Here is a 17,047-nt window from a genome sequence, read left to right on the forward strand (position 1 = left end):
AAATATTTTTTTAACAGATAAACAACTACTTAACATAACAAAAAATATCCTTCAGATGTGAGTTATTTGTATATATTTGAGACTCAATTAAAAAAACATATTTTATGAAACAATTAAAAAAATTGACTCGTGAAGATCTTAAAACTGTAAAGGCAGGCCAAGTTTGGTATGCTGAAACTTCATGTGGAGTAAAAGCTACAACTACTCAAGATTGGACCGCTGAGCAAGCAAATGCTTGGATTGATGCTCTTGAAGCAAATTATTGTAAGCCAGCTTCTCATTATGGACCTAGTAATAATCTAGCCTAATTAATGTAAATGCACTTATAGTAAAAGTTAATACTATAAGTGCAATTTATAATGAAAATATCTCTTATGCATTACCACAAAAAACTAATACAAATATTCATTTTATTTTATAGTGTTTTATTTTATACACAATCATACAAACAGGATACTCTGCGTGGGGAATTTACCTATCAATTAAAAGCAAAATTCGATACACGGACTGATTATCGGCATGAAGAACAATTCTCATTACAGATAGGAGATAAACGTGCATTTTTTGCAAGTGTTATATCGCTAAAAGGTGATTCGGTAATGGCCACTTCAGGAACAAGCACAAAGAATGCTGATGGCAGTATAACTCTTGGCTGGAAAAAAGGGGTAGTGATTCCAAAAACAGGTTTATCTTTTACCATAATTCAATCCAACGAAAATATACAATATTTTAGATCAGCTGGAATGTCTTTACTTACCTATAAAGAACCAATAATAAAGAATTGGAGGCTTGTGGATGAGACCAAAGTAATCAATACAATTATTTGTAAAAAAGCAGAAGTTACTTTTAAAGGGCGGAACTGGATAGCATGGTATGATCCCGAAATTCCGTTGCCTTACGGTCCATATAAATTTAGCGGATTACCAGGACTGATTGTTAAAATAACAGATGATAAAGGAGATTTTGATTTTGAATTGGTAAAATCTATACCTGCATCTAAATTAAATGGTAAATTAATTACCATTAAAAAGAGCAGATATACAGATGCGATAGAAACCACACAACAAAAATTAAAGCAAGCAGTTAGAAATAATGAAGCCAATGCCGCTGCTGTACTCGCAAGTTATGGAACAACCATTATACAAGGTCAAGAAATGATAAGACAAAGACAAAAAGAACGAGAAGAAAACAAAAAATATGAAAACCCGATAGAATTAGAAAACGATCAGTAATGGCTAATCTTTTTTTCGTTTGCTACTATCTATTCGTTTTTTTGCCTTATTCATTATCTTTGTCTTCTTAGCTAAATCATATGAAAACAACACTTGTCGATTTAACAAAGCCGATTCAGTATAATGCAGGAGACCCATGGTTCATGAGGGTGAAAATCAAACATAAAGCCCATAGAAAATCGCATTGGTTGATTCGTCTGGCATTGAGGCTTCCGTCAAGGCTTTTTCCTAAAAACTGGATAGGCTGGGCAGATGACACGATCAAAAATATGGGACTTCATGCTACAACACATATTGATGCTCCCTGGCATTATGGCCCTGTAGTAGAAGGAAAGCCTGCTAAAACGATAGACCAGATTCCGCTGGAGTGGTGCTACGGAGACGGAATTGTGATTGATTGTACGCATAAAGAAGATTTTGTTGCTATCACTGTTGAGGATTTGAAAAAAGATCTCGATAAAAACGGAATTACCATTCAGGAAGGAAATATTGTTCTGATCAGAACCGATCGTGATAAAATGATGGGAACTCCGGATTTTGTGGAAAAAGGAACGGGAATGAGTAAAGAAGCTACAGAATGGCTGATTGACCAGGGCGTAAAAGTAATGGGAATCGATCAGTGGGGCTGGGATCTTCCCCTGAAATATATGGCTCAGAAAGCCAAAGAAATGAATGACCCTGAATTCTTCTGGGAAGGTCATCGTGTAGGAATCGAAAAAGAATATTTACACATCGAACAGCTTACAAACCTCAGTGCATTACCTCCATCCGGATTTAAAATCTGTGTATTTCCGTTAAAAATTGTTGGCGGATCTGCAGCTCCGGCGAGAGTGGTGGCCATGATAGAATAAGAAATAAAAGGACGAATTTGAATTTACAAATTCGTCCTTTACTTATGATCATCTTTGTTTTCTCAGATTAATTTTTCTTTCTGAAAAACAAAGCTCTGTTGTATTCAAAATTCATTCTGGCAATATTCAGGACAGAAATTCCCTGAGGACATTCTACTTCACAGGCTTCTGTATTGGAGCAGTGCCCGAATAATTCCGTATCCATTTGGGCTACCATATCCAGCACTCTTTTGCTTCGTTCTTCTTTCCCTTGAGGAAGAAGCGCCATATGAGTGATTTTTGCAGAGGTAAATAAAGCTGCACTTCCATTTTTACAAGTGGCAACACACGCTCCACATCCGATACACGCAGCAGAATCAAAAGCTTCCTCAGCCGTCTGGTGAGTCACCGGAATTGCTGTGGCATCAGGAGCCTGGCCTGTATTCACAGATACAAAACCTCCTGAAGATATAATTCTGTCAAAAGCAGAACGGTCTACTTTTAAATCTTTCTTCACCGGAAATGCTTCAGCTCTGAATGGCTCTATCAGAATCGTTTCCCCATCTTTAAAGGATCTTAAATGAAGCTGGCAGGTGGTTGTATTTTTCAAAGGACCATGGGCAATACCATTAATCATCATTCCACATTGTCCGCAGATCCCTTCACGACAGTCATGATCAAACTCAACAGGTTCATCACCCTCAATAATCAGTTTTTCATTTAAAGTGTCCAGCATTTCTAAGAAAGACATGTGTGGATTCAATCCTTTCAGGTCGTAACCTACCAGTTTTCCTTCACTTTTTCTGTCTTTCTGTCTCCATATCTTAAGATGTAAATCCATAATTTTCTGTTTTTATTTGTAACTTCTTACCGTTGGCTGAATTTCTTCAAAGATTAAAGGTTCCTTAATCAATTCAGGTTCACCATTTTCACCTTTCCAGGCCCAGGCAGAAATAAATTGGTATTCCGCATCATTTCTCATGGCTTCCCCGTCCGGGGTCTGAAATTCTTCTCTGAAGTGAGCACCGCAGGATTCGTTACGGGTTAATGCATCATAGCACATCAGTTCTCCGATTTCGAAATAATCGGCTACACGGCCTGCTTTTTCCAGTTCGGTATTCATTTTATCTCCCTGTCCGGAAACCCTTACGTCTTTGTAAAATTCCTGTTTCAGTTTTCGGATTTCCTGAATGGCGTATTTCAACCCTTCTTCATTTCTTGCCAGTCCGCAATAATCATAGAGGAGCTTTCCTAAAGTTTTGTGGAAGTAATCAACGGTTTTGGTTCCTTTAATATTGATAAAATCGTTGATCTGATCTTTAACGGCCTTTTCAGCCTGTTCAAATTCAGGAGTATCCGGTGAAATTTTTCCGGTGTGAATTTCATCTGCCAGATAATTGGCAATCGTGTAAGGCGCAATGAAATATCCGTCTACAGACGCCTGTAAAAGAGAGTTGGCTCCTAATCTGTTGGCTCCGTGATCGGCAAAATTAGCTTCACCCAACGCAAACAGTCCGGGAACAGTAGTCATCAGTTCATAATCTACCCAAAGTCCACCCATTGAAAAGTGGGCAGAAGGAGAGATCATCATGGGTTCTTTATACGCATCATATCCTGTTATTTTCAGATACATATCGAATAAATTTCCATATTTTTCTTTGATCTTATCTTTTCCCTGTTCCTGTATTGCTTTTGAAAAATCAAGATAAACGGCGTTTTTCAAAGGCCCGATTCCGAAACCGGCATCAATTCTTTCCTTGGCTGCACGGGAAGAAATATCTCTTGGAGCAAGGTTTCCGAAAGCCGGATATCTTCTTTCAAGATAATAATCCCTTTCATTTTCAGGAATGTCATTGGGAGGTCTGGTTTCACCTTCCTTTAATGGTACCCAGATTCGGCCGTCATTACGTAATGATTCAGACATTAAGGTCAGTTTAGACTGATAATCTCCGGATTGTGGAAGGGAAGTAGGGTGTACCTGAATCCAGCTTGGGGAAGCCATTAAAGCTCCTTTTTTATGGGCTCTCCAGATGGCAGAACCGTTACATCCCATGGCAAGGGTTGACAGATAATAAATTTTTCCGTAACCTCCGGTTGCCAATATTACAGCGTGTGCTGCATGTCTTTCAATATCTCCTGTGTCTAAATTCCTTACGATAATTCCTCTGGCTTTCCCATCAACAGTAACCAGATCCAGCATTTCATGTCTTGAAAATAATTGCACGGAACCTTTTCCAACCTGTCGCATTAAAGCCTGATAAGCTCCCAGAAGAAGCTGCTGCCCCGTTTGTCCTCGCGCATAGAAAGTACGGCTTACCTGAACTCCTCCGAAGGATCGGTTGTTCAGATATCCGCCATATTCTCGCCCAAAAGGTACACCTTGTGCAACAGCCTGGTCGATGAGGTTCAAAGAACATTCTGCCATTCTGTAGACATTGGCTTCACGGGCTCTGAAGTCTCCTCCTTTTAAGGTATCTACAAACATTCTGTAGACACTATCACCATCATTTTTATAGTTTTTGGCGGCATTCACACCTCCCTGTGCTGCCACAGAGTGTGCTCTTCTCGGGCTGTCCTGAAAACAGAATGATTTGACATTATATCCCATTTCCCCTAAAGAAGCTGCGATTGAACTTCCCGCCAATCCTGTTCCTACAACAATCACATCCAGTTTTTTACGGTTGGCAGGGTTTACGAGTTTTGCTTTCTTTTTATAATTTTCCCATTTATGTTCCAATGGGCCTTGTGGTATTTTTGAATCTAAAATCATGATCGTTCCTTTTAATGATAAGTGAAGAATACATACACAGGCATCAATGCAAAACCTACACAGATAATGATTGAATACGCAATCCCGATAGTTTTGAACCATTGTACAAACTTAGGATGATATAATCCCAGGGTTCTTACAGCGCTGTGTATTCCATGAATCAGGTGATAGCACAAAGCGATCATTGATACAACATAAATGATAACGTACCACCATTCTTTAAAGACATTCACTACCAGAATGTAGAGGTCTTTATTTCCGTTTTCATCCAAAGGAGGATTTCCGAATTTATAGATATACCAGAAGTTCTGGAAATGGATCACCAGGAAAATCAGAATTAATGTTCCCAGGATTCCCATATTTCTGGAAGCCCACTTGCTAGCTCTTCCACGTCTGTCCGTTTGATAACCGCCTCCTGATTTTTTATTTTTTAAAGTAATCATCAGTCCGTCTACTGCGTGCAGAATAATACTGGCATATAAAACGTAAGAGACTATTTTGATAATGATATTTCCTGATAAAAAATGCGAATAAGCATTAAACTGCAGGTGCGCTTGTTCTTGTGGAAGAAAAAGCTGAAGATTTCCAAGGAAATGAATCAACAGGAAGAATCCCAGAAAGAGTCCTGTAAGGCACATCAGCATTTTTCTTGACAGTGTTGATAACATATTTTTGATGTATTGGTTAATAATATCCTAAGACTTTCATCCACAATCCTCCTACAACCATATAAATGATCAATAGAACGATTCCAATTTCAAGACCTCTGAGCCACCAGGCTTTCAGGTCGACATATCCGCTTCCGAAGAATACCGGTGCAGGACCGTGGCCGTAATGAGTAAGTACCCCGTAAATTGAACCCATGAAACCAAGCATCATTGCGAGTAACATTGGTGGGATTCCTAAAGAAACACCCACACCCAGCAAGGCAGCATACATAGCCGCTACGTGAGCAGTAGCACTGGCAAAAATATAGTGACTGAAGAAATATACTACAATAATAACCGGGAAAGCTACCTGCCAGCTCAAACCTCCAATCTGTACTTTGATAAGATTACTGAACCATCCAATGAAACCTAATTCATTTAAAGAACTTGCCATCATCACCAGTACGGCGAACCAAACGATCGTATCCCAAGCTCCTTTTTCACCTTTTACATCTTCCCAGGTTAATACTGAGGTTAGTAGTAATAATGTTAATCCGATAAAGGCTGTAGTAGTAGCATCAATAGAAAGTGCTCCTCCAAATATCCAAAGGGCTAACAGAATGAAGAATGCCAGCAGCATCAGCCATTCATTTCTTGAGATAGGCCCCATTTCTTTTAATTTCTGAGCTGCCATTTTAGGAGCATCACCCGTTTTTTTCAATTCAGGCGGATATAATTTATACAATACCAAAGGAACGATAAAGAATGCTACTGCACCCGGAATAAAACCTGCTGCTGCCCATGACATCCAGGTAATATCAATACCAAGGTTGGCTGCAAACTTCTGACACATCGGGTTACTGGCTGTCCCGGTAAGGAACATAGAAGAAGCGATCAGGTTCATGTAATAACTGTTCAAAGTCAGGAATGACCCTAGCTTTCTATGGGTTTCCGGCTTTTCAGGAACAGAATCAAAGCTTATGGCCATAGACTTCATGATCGGGTAGATAATTCCACCTCCTCTTGCAGTGTTACTAGGAATAGCAGGAGCAAGACAAACATCGGCAAGTCCTAACCCGTAAGCCAATCCCAGTGAGCTTTTCCCAAAAACTCTGATGAATAAAAAGGCGATACGGTTTCCAAGTCCTGTTTTGATAAATCCTCTGGCAATAAAGAATGAAATCCCGATCAGCCAGATTACTTTATCTCCAAAACCGGAAAGCGCTTTGGTAATAGATTTCCCTGCATCTCCCGGAGCAACTACCTGCGTAAGGGCTGTAAATCCAATGGCCATCATACACATAGTTCCCATTGGTGCTGCCTTAAGAATGATTCCTAAAATGGTTGCCGCAAAGATGGCAAACAGATGCCAGGCATTCTCTGCAACACCTTCCGGAGCAGGAATGAACCATATGATCAACGCAACAACAAATGTGATCGCTACGTTTTTAATATTAATTTCTTTCATGATACTAACTATTTAATCGTTAAAACCTACTCTGTACCTGTACAATGAATAGATTATTGTTGTATTGTGATGTGTTTTCTACCTGATGTTTGTAGCGGTCAAACTGTACTCCCAGTTGAATTCTTGCTCCATAATTTTTCAGGAATTCCAATCCGAACATCGGGGTAATCGTTTGTCTTGGGTTGGAAGCCATTCTAAAGTTGGTATCAAGATATTCGTAACGGCAGGATAGTTCGAAGGCGCTGAGATTTTTGTGATTGATCTCATATCTTAGATTCGGAAGAAAATAGGCACCACGGATCAGATATTGATCTGGGTTTTCAGGACGAATTTCAGGAGCAATAGAATTGTACAGAACATGGTTGGTAGCCTGCTTAGCTTCCAGCTGCATATCAAGACTCCATTTTGGATCAAACTGAATCAGTGAGCTCAGATCTACACCCAGCGCATATACTTTTTTGCTGAAAACTTCCCCGATACCGCCATTCAGACCTACATTGAAATTGTATTTTTTTGATAATCCGAAAACAAGGCGGGTAGAATACTGTTTTCCGTTGTCATTATCATTAACCTGGTTTTTTCCGTTTCCGTTCACCACTGAAACCGCATATTGGAAAGGAATTTCTCCCAGCTGAAGCTGTCCTGTAGCAGACATTCCGATCTGGAAACTTGTCCAGCCCAGCTTTCCGAATTCTGTATATTGATTGGACCAATCCAGAGATTTAATAATGTCGATAGGGTAGGTCTCTTCAATACCGAACCAGGGTCTGAACTGTCCTACAGTAATCGCTAATTTGGGATTGAAAGTATACTTCAGGTAAGCATTTTCAAGAACTCTGCTTTTGGGATCATTTTTAAAATCGGCAAGGTTGGCCAAAACTACAACTTCAGTACGTTTACTGATCTGCGCGCGAACCTGAACCCTCATGTATTTGAGCATGAAATTATTGTCAGTTCCGGAACCATCGGTGTGATGAAGTCCGTTTACGTCTACATCTTTACTCATCCCAACAAGGTAACGTGCCTGAAAAAGACCTTTGATCTGCAACTGCGGATATTTAACATCATTTTTTTCCTGTAGAGCAGAGGTGGTCTTAAGAGAATCCTGATTTTGTGCATAAGCAGATAACCCACAGGCCAGCATACACAGAATCAGGCTTTTCTTTTTAATCGAAAAAAAGGCCATATCTATTTTGTTTTTTTAATTGTGAATTTTATTTTACCACATGTATCTGATGCATTTTGAATGATCATACATTCACTCATAGTGCGGAATACTTAGGTCTTCATCTGCAGGGACCAGATTTACTTAAGCATAAGTAGTTTGTGGTGAAATATCTATTTTAATCCCAAGAATGTGAACGGAGCAGATTCTTTAAATTCTGCATTGGATTTTCCGTTGTAGGTGCGGTAATTACTAAGATCCAGTTTCATTACTTTACCTTTTGGACTTAAATCAAATTCTTTAAGATCTACCCAAAAAGTGTTTGGAGTAAAGACTGTTTCAAAATAATACACAAGGTTTTTCTGATCTGAAACCGAACGCCATCTTGTAGAAGAAATATTAGGCTCTGTGGCAGAAGTGATCCCGTAAGGAACGGAACAGTTTCTGATTACGCTGAAAACACTGGCTACAGCTGTGCGGGTATCTGCAGTCTGAGGAATCGCGTTGATATAGTAAGAAGCTCTTACGAAGCGGTCTGCTGCCCGGTTGGTTCCCGGAAGCATAACGGTCCCCGGAATACCTTTCCAGTAATTGTTAAGGGCAAGCTGCTCCTCAAAAATAGGAGAATTGGTCATTACCGTGTAAGACGGGTCATGATGAATGACAAGCTTTCCGTCAATATATTCAAATACTGCATTGTCTCCTGAAGCATCCGAAATGGAAAGATGGACGGTTGTAAATCTTTCAGTTCCCGGAATATAATCACTAACAATTACGAAAGGCTCTTTGCGTGAAAATTCTACGGCTTCTTTTACTGTGGCAAAGTTATCAAGATAATATTGGGCCCATAATGAAATGGCAATACCTTTTTTACTACCTTTTCCATCAAATTTAGGATATTGAGATTCTCCCAGCCAAAGCAGGTTGGCAACCAGCCCTTTTTCGTTCATGCCGTCAGCTGAAGCAATATCCCATGAAGAGCTTACAAGGCTTCCATATTTGGCGGTCCATTTCACAGATTTAGAGCCTACCAGTCCATTTCGTTCTATCCCTTTTGGGAGAACCCAGAGATTGACAGGGATTTCGTCACGCCAGTCCATGGAACGGGCTGTAATAACGGTATTCTGGGGACCTTTGTACACTACTCTTGTACATGCTTCAGAAGGATTCCATAATCCTATAGAAAGGATCAGAGAAAATAAAATTAATGGGAACTTTTTCATAATAGTATTATTTGAATTTAAATTTTGTATTGAATTTGTTGTGAATAATTCAATGAATTTTCGTCATATTCATTATTTGGTGATATAAATTTAGCGAAAATTGTTTAAATAAAACAATTAATAAGATTAATAATCCGTAATTTATGTTATGAATCATGGTTAAAGATTGAGTATTGCATTATTGAATCTTTTTTCGTATATTTTTAAGATTTGATAGAAAAAAAAAGGAGAAAATGAAGAACATTTTAATGGGTTTTTTTACGTTTTTTTTACCAGTATTTCCTGTGAATGCCTGATATACTGAGGTTTGAAAATAGATACCACAAAATTGAAAGCTGTTCAAAAAAACGCTATATTTGATTACTAGACTGAAGAGATATATGAACTTTATAGAATGCCATGAAGAACCTATCCATATTCCGGGTTCTATACAAGACTTTGGTTACCTGATTGGCATTGATGCAGAATCCCGTACCATTACTTTTTTTAGCAGGAATATTGCGGATCTATTTAAAATTGAGCACTCAGAGGAGCTGTTCGGAAGAAAGATTACTGACTTTCCGGAAAGTTTTCAGGGCATTATTGATTCAGAAATCTATACTTCACTGGATAAGTTTACCAGACGTAAGAATGAAACGTATTTCGATAAGGTTTTTATTAATGATAAAGAATATCATTTCTCTGTTTTCAGAAGTGAACTTTATATTTTTCTGGAGTTCGAAGAGGTTATCATTAATCCCAACAAACGGATTTCCAATAAGTATGATAATTTTTATATCATCGACAATGAAAAGGAACTCTGGAATCATCTCCTGGAAACTCTTTCAAAGGTGGTAAATTATGATCGTATGATGGTCTACAAATTCATGATGGACGGTTCCGGAAAAGTAATCGCAGAAAAGAAAAACGAAAATATGGAAAGCTTTCTTGGTCTTCATTACCCGGAGTCTGATATTCCAAAACAGGCCCGTGATCTTTATCTGAAAAAAAGAAAAAGAATTTTCGGCAATGTATATGCGGATACGGTTCCCATTTTAAGCAGAAGTCCTGAAAATATTGACCTTACTTACTCCGCATCCAGAGGAATGTCACCGGTTCATGCACAGTATCTGAAAAATTCGGGAGTGGCTTCCAGCTTCAGTGTTTCCATTATTATTGATGATCATCTATGGGGTCTGGTAACCTGCCAGAATGTTGAACCTAAACATATTGATCTTGAAGATAGAGTACAGGCCGGAATTTTTACGGCTCTGGCAGCGAATGCCTATTCTTCTTTTAAATCAAAAAACGAACTGAATTACCGGTTGGAACTCAATGAGAGAATGTCTCAGCTGAAAACGGAATTTTTAAAGCATAACAATCTCTTTAATTCTCTTATTGAATGTAAAAAAGAAATCAGAAACTTACCGGAAGCTGATGGTCTTGCCATTGTTTCTGATGAAAATATAATAACAGACGGAAGTACTCCTGATCATGAAAATATTGGACGAGTTGCAGCATGGGCTCTTAGTAATACCAATGAACGTATTTATGTGAGCCGAAACTTCCTTAAAGATTATGGCAAAGAACTTGAACTGACTGAAAATGCAGCAGGAATTGCCATCTATTTTATTGAAAGGGATAAAAATGAAATGCTGATCTGGTTCAGAAAAGAGTTTGATGAACATATCAACTGGGCCGGAAATCCGGAGAAGAAAGTAAGTGTGTTTTCTCAGAACGGAGAGGAAAGACAAATGATATCTCCCAGAACTTCATTCCGCATTTTTACAGAAAATATCAAAGGGCATTCAAAAAGATGGAATTCCAGAAATGTAAGTGCAGTACAGGCTGTAAGGGATCTGATCTTAGAAACTTCCCATAAAAATTACAATGCGATTAAAAGGCTTAATGATGAGCTTAAAAAAGTAAATGAGGAACTTGACAGTTTTTCATACACTATTTCTCATGACCTGGGAACACCTCTCACCGTGATGAAACTGAATGCACAAATGCTTCTGGGAAATCTTGCTGATAATTCTGAAAAAAGTAAAGCCAAGATCAATGCAATTATTGAAGAAATTGATAATATGGCTGAAATGATGCATGACGTCCTGCAGCTGAGCCGTGCCAAGCACAGCGAAATTCAGCTTGAAAGTCTGAAAACAACGTATACTATTGAGAAGATATCTGAAAATGCCAAGATGACCTACGGAAGTGCCAACAGTGAGATTATCATCAAAGAGTGTCCGGATGTACTGGCTGATAAGACAATGCTTCATCAGGTGTTTCTGAACATCATCAACAATGCTGTGAAATATTCTTCCCATAAAGATCTTCCAAAAGTAGAAATTGAAGGGACAGAAGACGGGCAAACCATTATTTACAGGATCTCAGACAACGGTATTGGTATTCCTGTGGAGGAAAAACATAAAATGTTTAAAATCTTTAACAGGATGGATAATGCCAAAAAATTCAAAGGAAACGGAGTGGGACTATCTATTGTGCACCGCATTATGCAAAGACTTGGAGGAAATGTTGATTTTGAGAGTAATAATGAGGGGACTTCATTTATTTTAACGTTCAAAAAGCCTTACATTTGAGAAACTTTTAAAACGTTATTTATGGTATCAGAATATCTTAAACAGAATACAGCAGAGTATCACGATGCAGCAGAAAAACTTTTTAATTCTGAGAAGATTTTCAACAAAACCTTCACTTTAGAGGATTATAAAAAAATCATCCATACCAATTACCTGATGCTTCTTCACAGCGAAGATAAAATATTCAGCAGTCTTTCAGACAAGTATGCAGAAAAACTTCAGCTTGAGGAAAGAAAAAAGCTTTGCCTTATTGAAAAAGACCTGAAAAGCCTTTCCCTGAAAAATCAGGAAGCGTCCCACGACCTTGAATTCATTAATGAACATGAAGCGCTTGGAGCGATGTATGTGATTGAAGGGTCTACGTTGGGAGGAAATGTTATTGCTAAACAGCTTTCTAAAACGGAAGGTTTTGACGACGTTACTTTCAATTTTTTCGGATGTTATCAGGAAAATACAGGCCCGATGTGGAAAAATTTTAAAGAAGTTCTGGATACTGAGGTGGCAGAAGAAAGCTACAATGAAGTGCTTTCCGGTGCAAAAAAACTGTATTCGTTTTTACTGAATGTCAACTAATTATTTTAATTCTAATTAAATTCCTGAAAAATTGCGCAATTTTTCAGGAATTGTTAAATTTGGGGAGTTTCAAATTAAAATTTAACTAACAAAAAAATAATTTAAAAAAGTAACAATATGAAAGTAACTGTAGTAGGTGCAGGCGCTGTAGGAGCAAGCTGTGCAGAATACATCGCAATGAAGAACTTCTGTTCAGAAGTAGTTTTGGTAGACATTAAAGAGGGGTTTGCTGAAGGGAAAGCAATGGATTTGATGCAGACAGCATCTCTTAACGGATTTGATACAAAAATTACGGGTACAACAGGAGATTACAGCAAAACTGCAGGTTCTCATGTAGCAGTAATCACTTCAGGAATTCCTAGAAAGCCTGGAATGACAAGAGAAGAATTGATCGGTATCAATGCTGGTATCGTGAAGGAAGTTACTGAAAACTTAGTAAAACACTCTCCGGAAGTAATCATCATCGTGGTTTCCAACCCAATGGATACTATGGCTTACCTTGTTCACAAAACTTCAGGTCTTCCTAAGCACAAAATCATCGGAATGGGTGGTGCATTAGACTCTGCAAGATTCAAATACAGATTGGCTGAAGCTTTAGAAGCTCCGATTTCTGATGTTGACGGAATGGTAATCGCTGCTCACAGTGATACAGGTATGCTTCCATTATTGAGCAAAGCAACAAGAAACGGGGTTCCTGTAACTGAGTTCTTAAGTGATGAACAACAAAAATATGTCATCGAAGAAACTAAAGTAGGAGGTGCTACGCTTACCAAATTATTAGGAACTTCAGCTTGGTATGCTCCAGGTGCTGCTGTTTCTGTAATGGTTCAGGCCATTGCATGTGACCAGAAGAAAATGATCCCTTGTTCTTTAATGCTTGAAGGAGAATACGGACAAAATGATATCTGCTTAGGTGTTCCTGCGATTATCGGAGCTAACGGAGTAGAATCAATCGTAAACGTAACATTGACTGCTGAAGAGCAATTGAAATTCGCTGAAGCTGCCAACGCGGTAAGAGAAGTGAATGGAGATTTGAAATTTTAATGATTTACCCGCTTTTAAGCAGGAATTAAAATAGATAAAACCCGGCTGTTTCAAATTTGAAACAGCCGGGTTTTGCTTAAATATTTGAATGGAGGAAGTTTTCCCTTTTGCTGGCGCGAGCGTCCCGCTCGTGTCCACAATCATAAATTAACATCTATTTCAAGAATCTCATCATAATCATCAGAATAATTTCTGGCACTACTGTATTTCCACTCCCAAGGCTCCATAACAAAGCCCGCCTTCACAGGGGTTTGATGAACGTAATTTAGTTTTTGCTCAAATACTTTCAACGTCCATATTTCTATTGGATTATTATTCTGCTGCCAAAACTGATATTTTTTTATATTAGAATTTTGGCCTCCTGCTTTTTTGAACATCCACAATAACCATTCTTTTCTGCTTTCCTGATTATTTTCTTCTATGGCCTTAAGCAACTTTTTAGCAGTAAAACCCTTAAAATCTCTTATTAATTCTGAAGGTTGACCTTTTTCTGATCTGAAAATTAAATGTATATGACTGGGCATGATACAATATCCGAAAATAGTCATTCCTTTATTCTTTCTACAATAATTTAATGCTTCAATAATGATATCGAAATATTCAATTCTTGTAAAAATATCAATCCAAAATACCGTAGCAAAGCTTATAAAATATGCTCCTTCTTTTTCATGAAATTTGTGTTTTCTACTCATAATCTAAAAGCAATAAAAACACACATTATTATTTTTAGAAATTAAATTTTTTAAAATAGATTATTGTGGGGACACGAGTGAGACGCTCGCGCCAGCGTAGGGAAAGTTTTCGGCCGGCCGGAGGCTGCGCCGAAAACTTTTCATAAAAATAAACAACTGCTATTACTTCGTTGTTTTTACGAAATGAGTAACAGACTTCACAAATTCTTTATTTTTCTCATAGTACAAAAGATGTCCGCCATCAATAGAAACTACTTTTTGATTGGGAAACCGGAAGGTTTTATAATGCTGAGTTCCGACTGCTTTATCATTTTTTCCGGTAATGATAAGTACCGGAACACGAATGTCCCTGGTGATGGGTGCATAATCGGCATAATATTCAGGAAATTCTTTGGGTTTTGAGATCACTGCCATTCCAAAGTCGATGATGCGGGGATGAAGAGAATCTATTTTATCAGACTCTTTTATGGTTTCAATATCTTCGGTCAGGAATTTATATCCGATTCTTTTCTTTCTTAAAGCGCTGCTGACTTTTGAAAGCTCTGAAGAAAGACTGTCTTTAGGAATCACTCTGTTTTTTAACTGTAAAAGGCTGTTTCCGTATTCAATCTGTTCTTTGACAGATTCATCATTCAGAAAATGAAGGGTAACGTTCGCAAGAATGAGTCCTTTGGTATACTCTGGATATTTTCTTGCATAATTGACTGCTATGATTCCGCCAAAGGAATGAGCCAGCAAGAATACCTTTTTCAATTTCAGATGCTGTCTCAATTCTTCAATATCCTGAATCATTGTATCGAGATGATAGTTATCTGATGTATCGGATTCGCCGGAACCCCGTTGATCCATATAGATCATCCGTAAGTTTTTTTCCAGATTATTTCCGCCCATCAGCTCAAAAGACGGATATCCCTGTCCGGGACCACCTGGAATATAAATACAAGCTTTTCCTTTTCCGGAGACTTTATATTTGATCTTTACGTGATCTGAGGTCTCAAAGATGCCTTCTGACGGTTTATTCTGAGCTGAAATGACAGTCAAGGAAGTGAGAAAAAAGAGTAGGATAGCAATTGTTTTCATATTATTATAACAACTGTATAAGGGTATTTATTACTAAAATACCAAACTATCTTCCTTTGGCTCTGTCACATCTTAATTCTTTGATTATATTGTACAAATGCAATACATTTAAAAAGAGCATTATCTTTAAGTTCTCTTACTTTATCAGATTGTTCTTGAGTATTATTTGCCTTGAAATGCAAGGGCAGCAGCTTGATCTATTAACGATTATGGAGGTCTTTTATGGTATTAAAATTCTGCAATCTTTTCAAACAATTCAGGGTAGCTGGTGACTAATCCACTTTCGTCAACCGAAATTTCAGCTTTAAAATTGGTTTCGATATTTTCATACAGGTATTTATTAACAGCTGTCCGGGTATAATCTTGTTGAACAGGTCTGATATGATGTTTTAACACGTCAATATATATAATATTAATCTTTTGAGAACCACTCTCTGAAAGCTTTAAATTGTTGATCGGTAGAGTATTGGTAAACGGAGTAAGAGAAATGTCTATGAAATTGAAATGATCAAACTCAGGATTTACAACACCATTAATTTCCCATTGGCTTTGATTTCTTTTTCCCGAAAAAGTTTTTTTAATTGTATTGATCTCGGATTCGATCAGAAAATCCTGAACGATCCAGTTTTTATCAGTATGGATTTTATACTCTACATTGTATATTTTATCTTCAATACAACCGATGATTTTTGATTCAATAGTGTAATTTTTATCATTGGATAATAGATTGAAATATTCAAGGGACTGATAATAGATTCCTTTCCAGATTAATGTCTTCATAATGATATTCTTTGATGTATTATTAAGAGATGCAAGTTAATGAATGCTATGGCTGATTGCAAAAAAAGAGCGGTAAACACCGCCCTTCCAAAATTTTATCTAACAAAATGCATTTACATATAAACACATCCACATCCTGTTTCCCATTCCTGGCACAGACGCATTGGCTCATTACATCCGGGATTACCGCCACCACCCGAAACTCTGTAACAGGTACCATCACTGCAATAGTAGTAACCTATTGTCGGAGGACAGTTGCCATCCAGATCACATAAAGCATAGGGAGTGTCACCACCACTGATCAGCACCAGCTGATTTCTCTTTAGTTTTTTAAGGTTTTTCATAGTAATTATTTTTAATTTGTTGATTACTAATGTATAAAAATTTTAACACACCAGCAAGTGTTTTAATGAGTAGGATAAAATTACTCTATATCCAAAGTCATGAAAAGGGCAATCTCCTCTGTATTTTCGTACAACCTTGTGTTGAGCCCGGTAATATTAAATCCCATTCTTCTGTAAAATTGTATCGCAGGATAATTGGTATTTTGTGTTTCCAGTTCAATAACCCTGCAATTTAATCTCCTTGCTTCTTTAATGGCGTTTTTAATCAGCATGATTCCGATTCCCTGCCGTCTGTATTTTTCGTCAACCAGAATGCTTTCTATATAAAAACTGTTGTTCCACGTCCTGTGTTCACAGATGATCCATCCTGCCAGCTCTTCATTGACAAAAGCACCAAAGGAATTTCCCTGTTCAATGATTGTATTCATTTCTTCAAGGTCTTCGGAAGTCGTTTCCCAGATTTTGGTATAAGGCAAAGACTTTTCCTTTATAATAAACTCAAAAGAACCTCCGAATTCAATAGATGAAACTACATATCGTATGTCTGTTGTATATCCGTTATGTCCCCATCCTGAGCAGGGATTGAAGGACAGCTGCTGTAATTTTTTTATTTCCACCTT

The 17,047-nt window shown here is 37.8% G+C and carries 17 protein-coding genes; 6 read left to right on the forward strand and 11 right to left on the reverse strand.

All coding sequences use genetic code 11. The annotated features are described in order from the left end of the window. Nucleotides 1-104 precede the first annotated feature (104 nt). The 3 genes from JNG87_RS13240 to JNG87_RS13250 all read left to right on the forward strand — a co-directional run bounded on the left by JNG87_RS13240 (nucleotide 105) and on the right by JNG87_RS13250 (nucleotide 2,083). On the forward strand, nucleotides 105-308 hold the full coding sequence (locus JNG87_RS13240) for a bacteriocin-like protein (RefSeq protein ID WP_202838835.1): 204 nt from the start codon (nucleotides 105-107) through the stop codon (nucleotides 306-308). Nucleotides 309-374: 66 nt separating this feature from the next. Continuing rightward, nucleotides 375-1,232 carry a GLPGLI family protein gene (locus tag JNG87_RS13245; RefSeq protein WP_202838836.1) on the forward strand — a complete coding sequence of 286 codons (858 nt, stop codon included), beginning with the start codon at nucleotides 375-377 and terminating at the stop codon, nucleotides 1,230-1,232. Nucleotides 1,233-1,312: 80 nt separating this feature from the next. Then, a complete protein-coding gene (locus JNG87_RS13250; protein WP_202838837.1) occupies nucleotides 1,313-2,083 on the forward strand; it encodes a cyclase family protein in 771 nt (256 codons plus the stop codon). A gap of 67 nt (nucleotides 2,084-2,150) precedes the next feature. Here the strand turns inward: JNG87_RS13250 and JNG87_RS13255 are convergent, their stop codons facing one another. The 6 genes from JNG87_RS13255 to JNG87_RS13280 form a co-directional block, all read right to left on the reverse strand. Beyond that, nucleotides 2,151-2,903, reverse strand: a complete 753-nt coding sequence (locus JNG87_RS13255; RefSeq protein ID WP_202838838.1) for a succinate dehydrogenase/fumarate reductase iron-sulfur subunit — start codon at nucleotides 2,901-2,903, stop codon at nucleotides 2,151-2,153. Between the two features lie 12 nt (nucleotides 2,904-2,915). Beyond that, entirely contained in the window at nucleotides 2,916-4,832 is a 1,917-nt protein-coding gene (locus JNG87_RS13260; protein ID WP_202838839.1) for a fumarate reductase/succinate dehydrogenase flavoprotein subunit, read from the reverse strand. 11 nt (nucleotides 4,833-4,843) lie between these two features. Continuing rightward, entirely contained in the window at nucleotides 4,844-5,500 is a 657-nt protein-coding gene (locus JNG87_RS13265; protein WP_062674167.1) for a succinate dehydrogenase cytochrome b subunit, read from the reverse strand. A gap of 16 nt (nucleotides 5,501-5,516) precedes the next feature. Continuing rightward, nucleotides 5,517-6,947 carry an anion permease gene (locus tag JNG87_RS13270; protein WP_098971746.1) on the reverse strand — a complete coding sequence of 477 codons (1,431 nt, stop codon included), beginning with the start codon at nucleotides 6,945-6,947 and terminating at the stop codon, nucleotides 5,517-5,519. Nucleotides 6,948-6,966: 19 nt separating this feature from the next. Beyond that, the gene (locus JNG87_RS13275) at nucleotides 6,967-8,133 is read right to left on the reverse strand and encodes a porin (RefSeq protein ID WP_202838840.1); all 1,167 of its coding nucleotides are present in this window, start codon (nucleotides 8,131-8,133) and stop codon (nucleotides 6,967-6,969) included. Between the two features lie 152 nt (nucleotides 8,134-8,285). Further along, nucleotides 8,286-9,335 (reverse strand): linear amide C-N hydrolase, encoded by a 1,050-nt coding sequence (locus JNG87_RS13280; protein ID WP_110011339.1) that lies wholly within the window; start codon nucleotides 9,333-9,335, stop codon nucleotides 8,286-8,288. Nucleotides 9,336-9,691: 356 nt separating this feature from the next. Between JNG87_RS13280 and JNG87_RS13285 the strand changes: the two genes are divergently transcribed. The 3 genes from JNG87_RS13285 (at nucleotide 9,692) to JNG87_RS13295 (ending at nucleotide 13,531) form a co-directional block, all read left to right on the forward strand. After that, nucleotides 9,692-11,914: an ATP-binding protein gene (locus JNG87_RS13285; RefSeq protein ID WP_238349590.1), complete on the forward strand. Its 2,223-nt coding sequence runs from the start codon at nucleotides 9,692-9,694 to the stop codon at nucleotides 11,912-11,914. A gap of 21 nt (nucleotides 11,915-11,935) precedes the next feature. Then, nucleotides 11,936-12,487: a biliverdin-producing heme oxygenase gene (locus JNG87_RS13290; protein ID WP_202838841.1), complete on the forward strand. Its 552-nt coding sequence runs from the start codon at nucleotides 11,936-11,938 to the stop codon at nucleotides 12,485-12,487. Nucleotides 12,488-12,604: 117 nt separating this feature from the next. Beyond that, nucleotides 12,605-13,531 carry a malate dehydrogenase gene (locus JNG87_RS13295; RefSeq protein WP_034699354.1) on the forward strand — a complete coding sequence of 309 codons (927 nt, stop codon included), beginning with the start codon at nucleotides 12,605-12,607 and terminating at the stop codon, nucleotides 13,529-13,531. A gap of 140 nt (nucleotides 13,532-13,671) precedes the next feature. On the opposite strand, the gene JNG87_RS13300 is transcribed toward JNG87_RS13295, so the two are convergent. From JNG87_RS13300 to JNG87_RS13320, 5 genes are all read right to left on the reverse strand, one after another. Further along, nucleotides 13,672-14,223 (reverse strand): REP-associated tyrosine transposase, encoded by a 552-nt coding sequence (locus tag JNG87_RS13300; protein ID WP_202838842.1) that lies wholly within the window; start codon nucleotides 14,221-14,223, stop codon nucleotides 13,672-13,674. Between the two features lie 162 nt (nucleotides 14,224-14,385). Continuing rightward, nucleotides 14,386-15,303: an alpha/beta fold hydrolase gene (locus JNG87_RS13305; RefSeq protein WP_202838843.1), complete on the reverse strand. Its 918-nt coding sequence runs from the start codon at nucleotides 15,301-15,303 to the stop codon at nucleotides 14,386-14,388. A 228-nt stretch (nucleotides 15,304-15,531) separates the two neighbouring features. Then, the gene (locus tag JNG87_RS13310; RefSeq protein WP_202838844.1) at nucleotides 15,532-16,083 is read right to left on the reverse strand and encodes a putative glycolipid-binding domain-containing protein; all 552 of its coding nucleotides are present in this window, start codon (nucleotides 16,081-16,083) and stop codon (nucleotides 15,532-15,534) included. Nucleotides 16,084-16,196: 113 nt separating this feature from the next. Beyond that, nucleotides 16,197-16,427, reverse strand: coding sequence for a hypothetical protein (locus JNG87_RS13315; RefSeq protein WP_202838845.1), 231 nt, complete (start codon nucleotides 16,425-16,427; stop codon nucleotides 16,197-16,199). A gap of 80 nt (nucleotides 16,428-16,507) precedes the next feature. Next, a complete protein-coding gene (locus JNG87_RS13320; protein ID WP_202838846.1) occupies nucleotides 16,508-17,044 on the reverse strand; it encodes a GNAT family N-acetyltransferase in 537 nt (178 codons plus the stop codon). Nucleotides 17,045-17,047: the final 3 nt, after the last annotated feature.

Origin of the sequence: Chryseobacterium cucumeris, from assembly GCF_016775705.1 — a bacterium.
Taxonomy (GTDB): domain Bacteria; phylum Bacteroidota; class Bacteroidia; order Flavobacteriales; family Weeksellaceae; genus Chryseobacterium; species Chryseobacterium cupriresistens.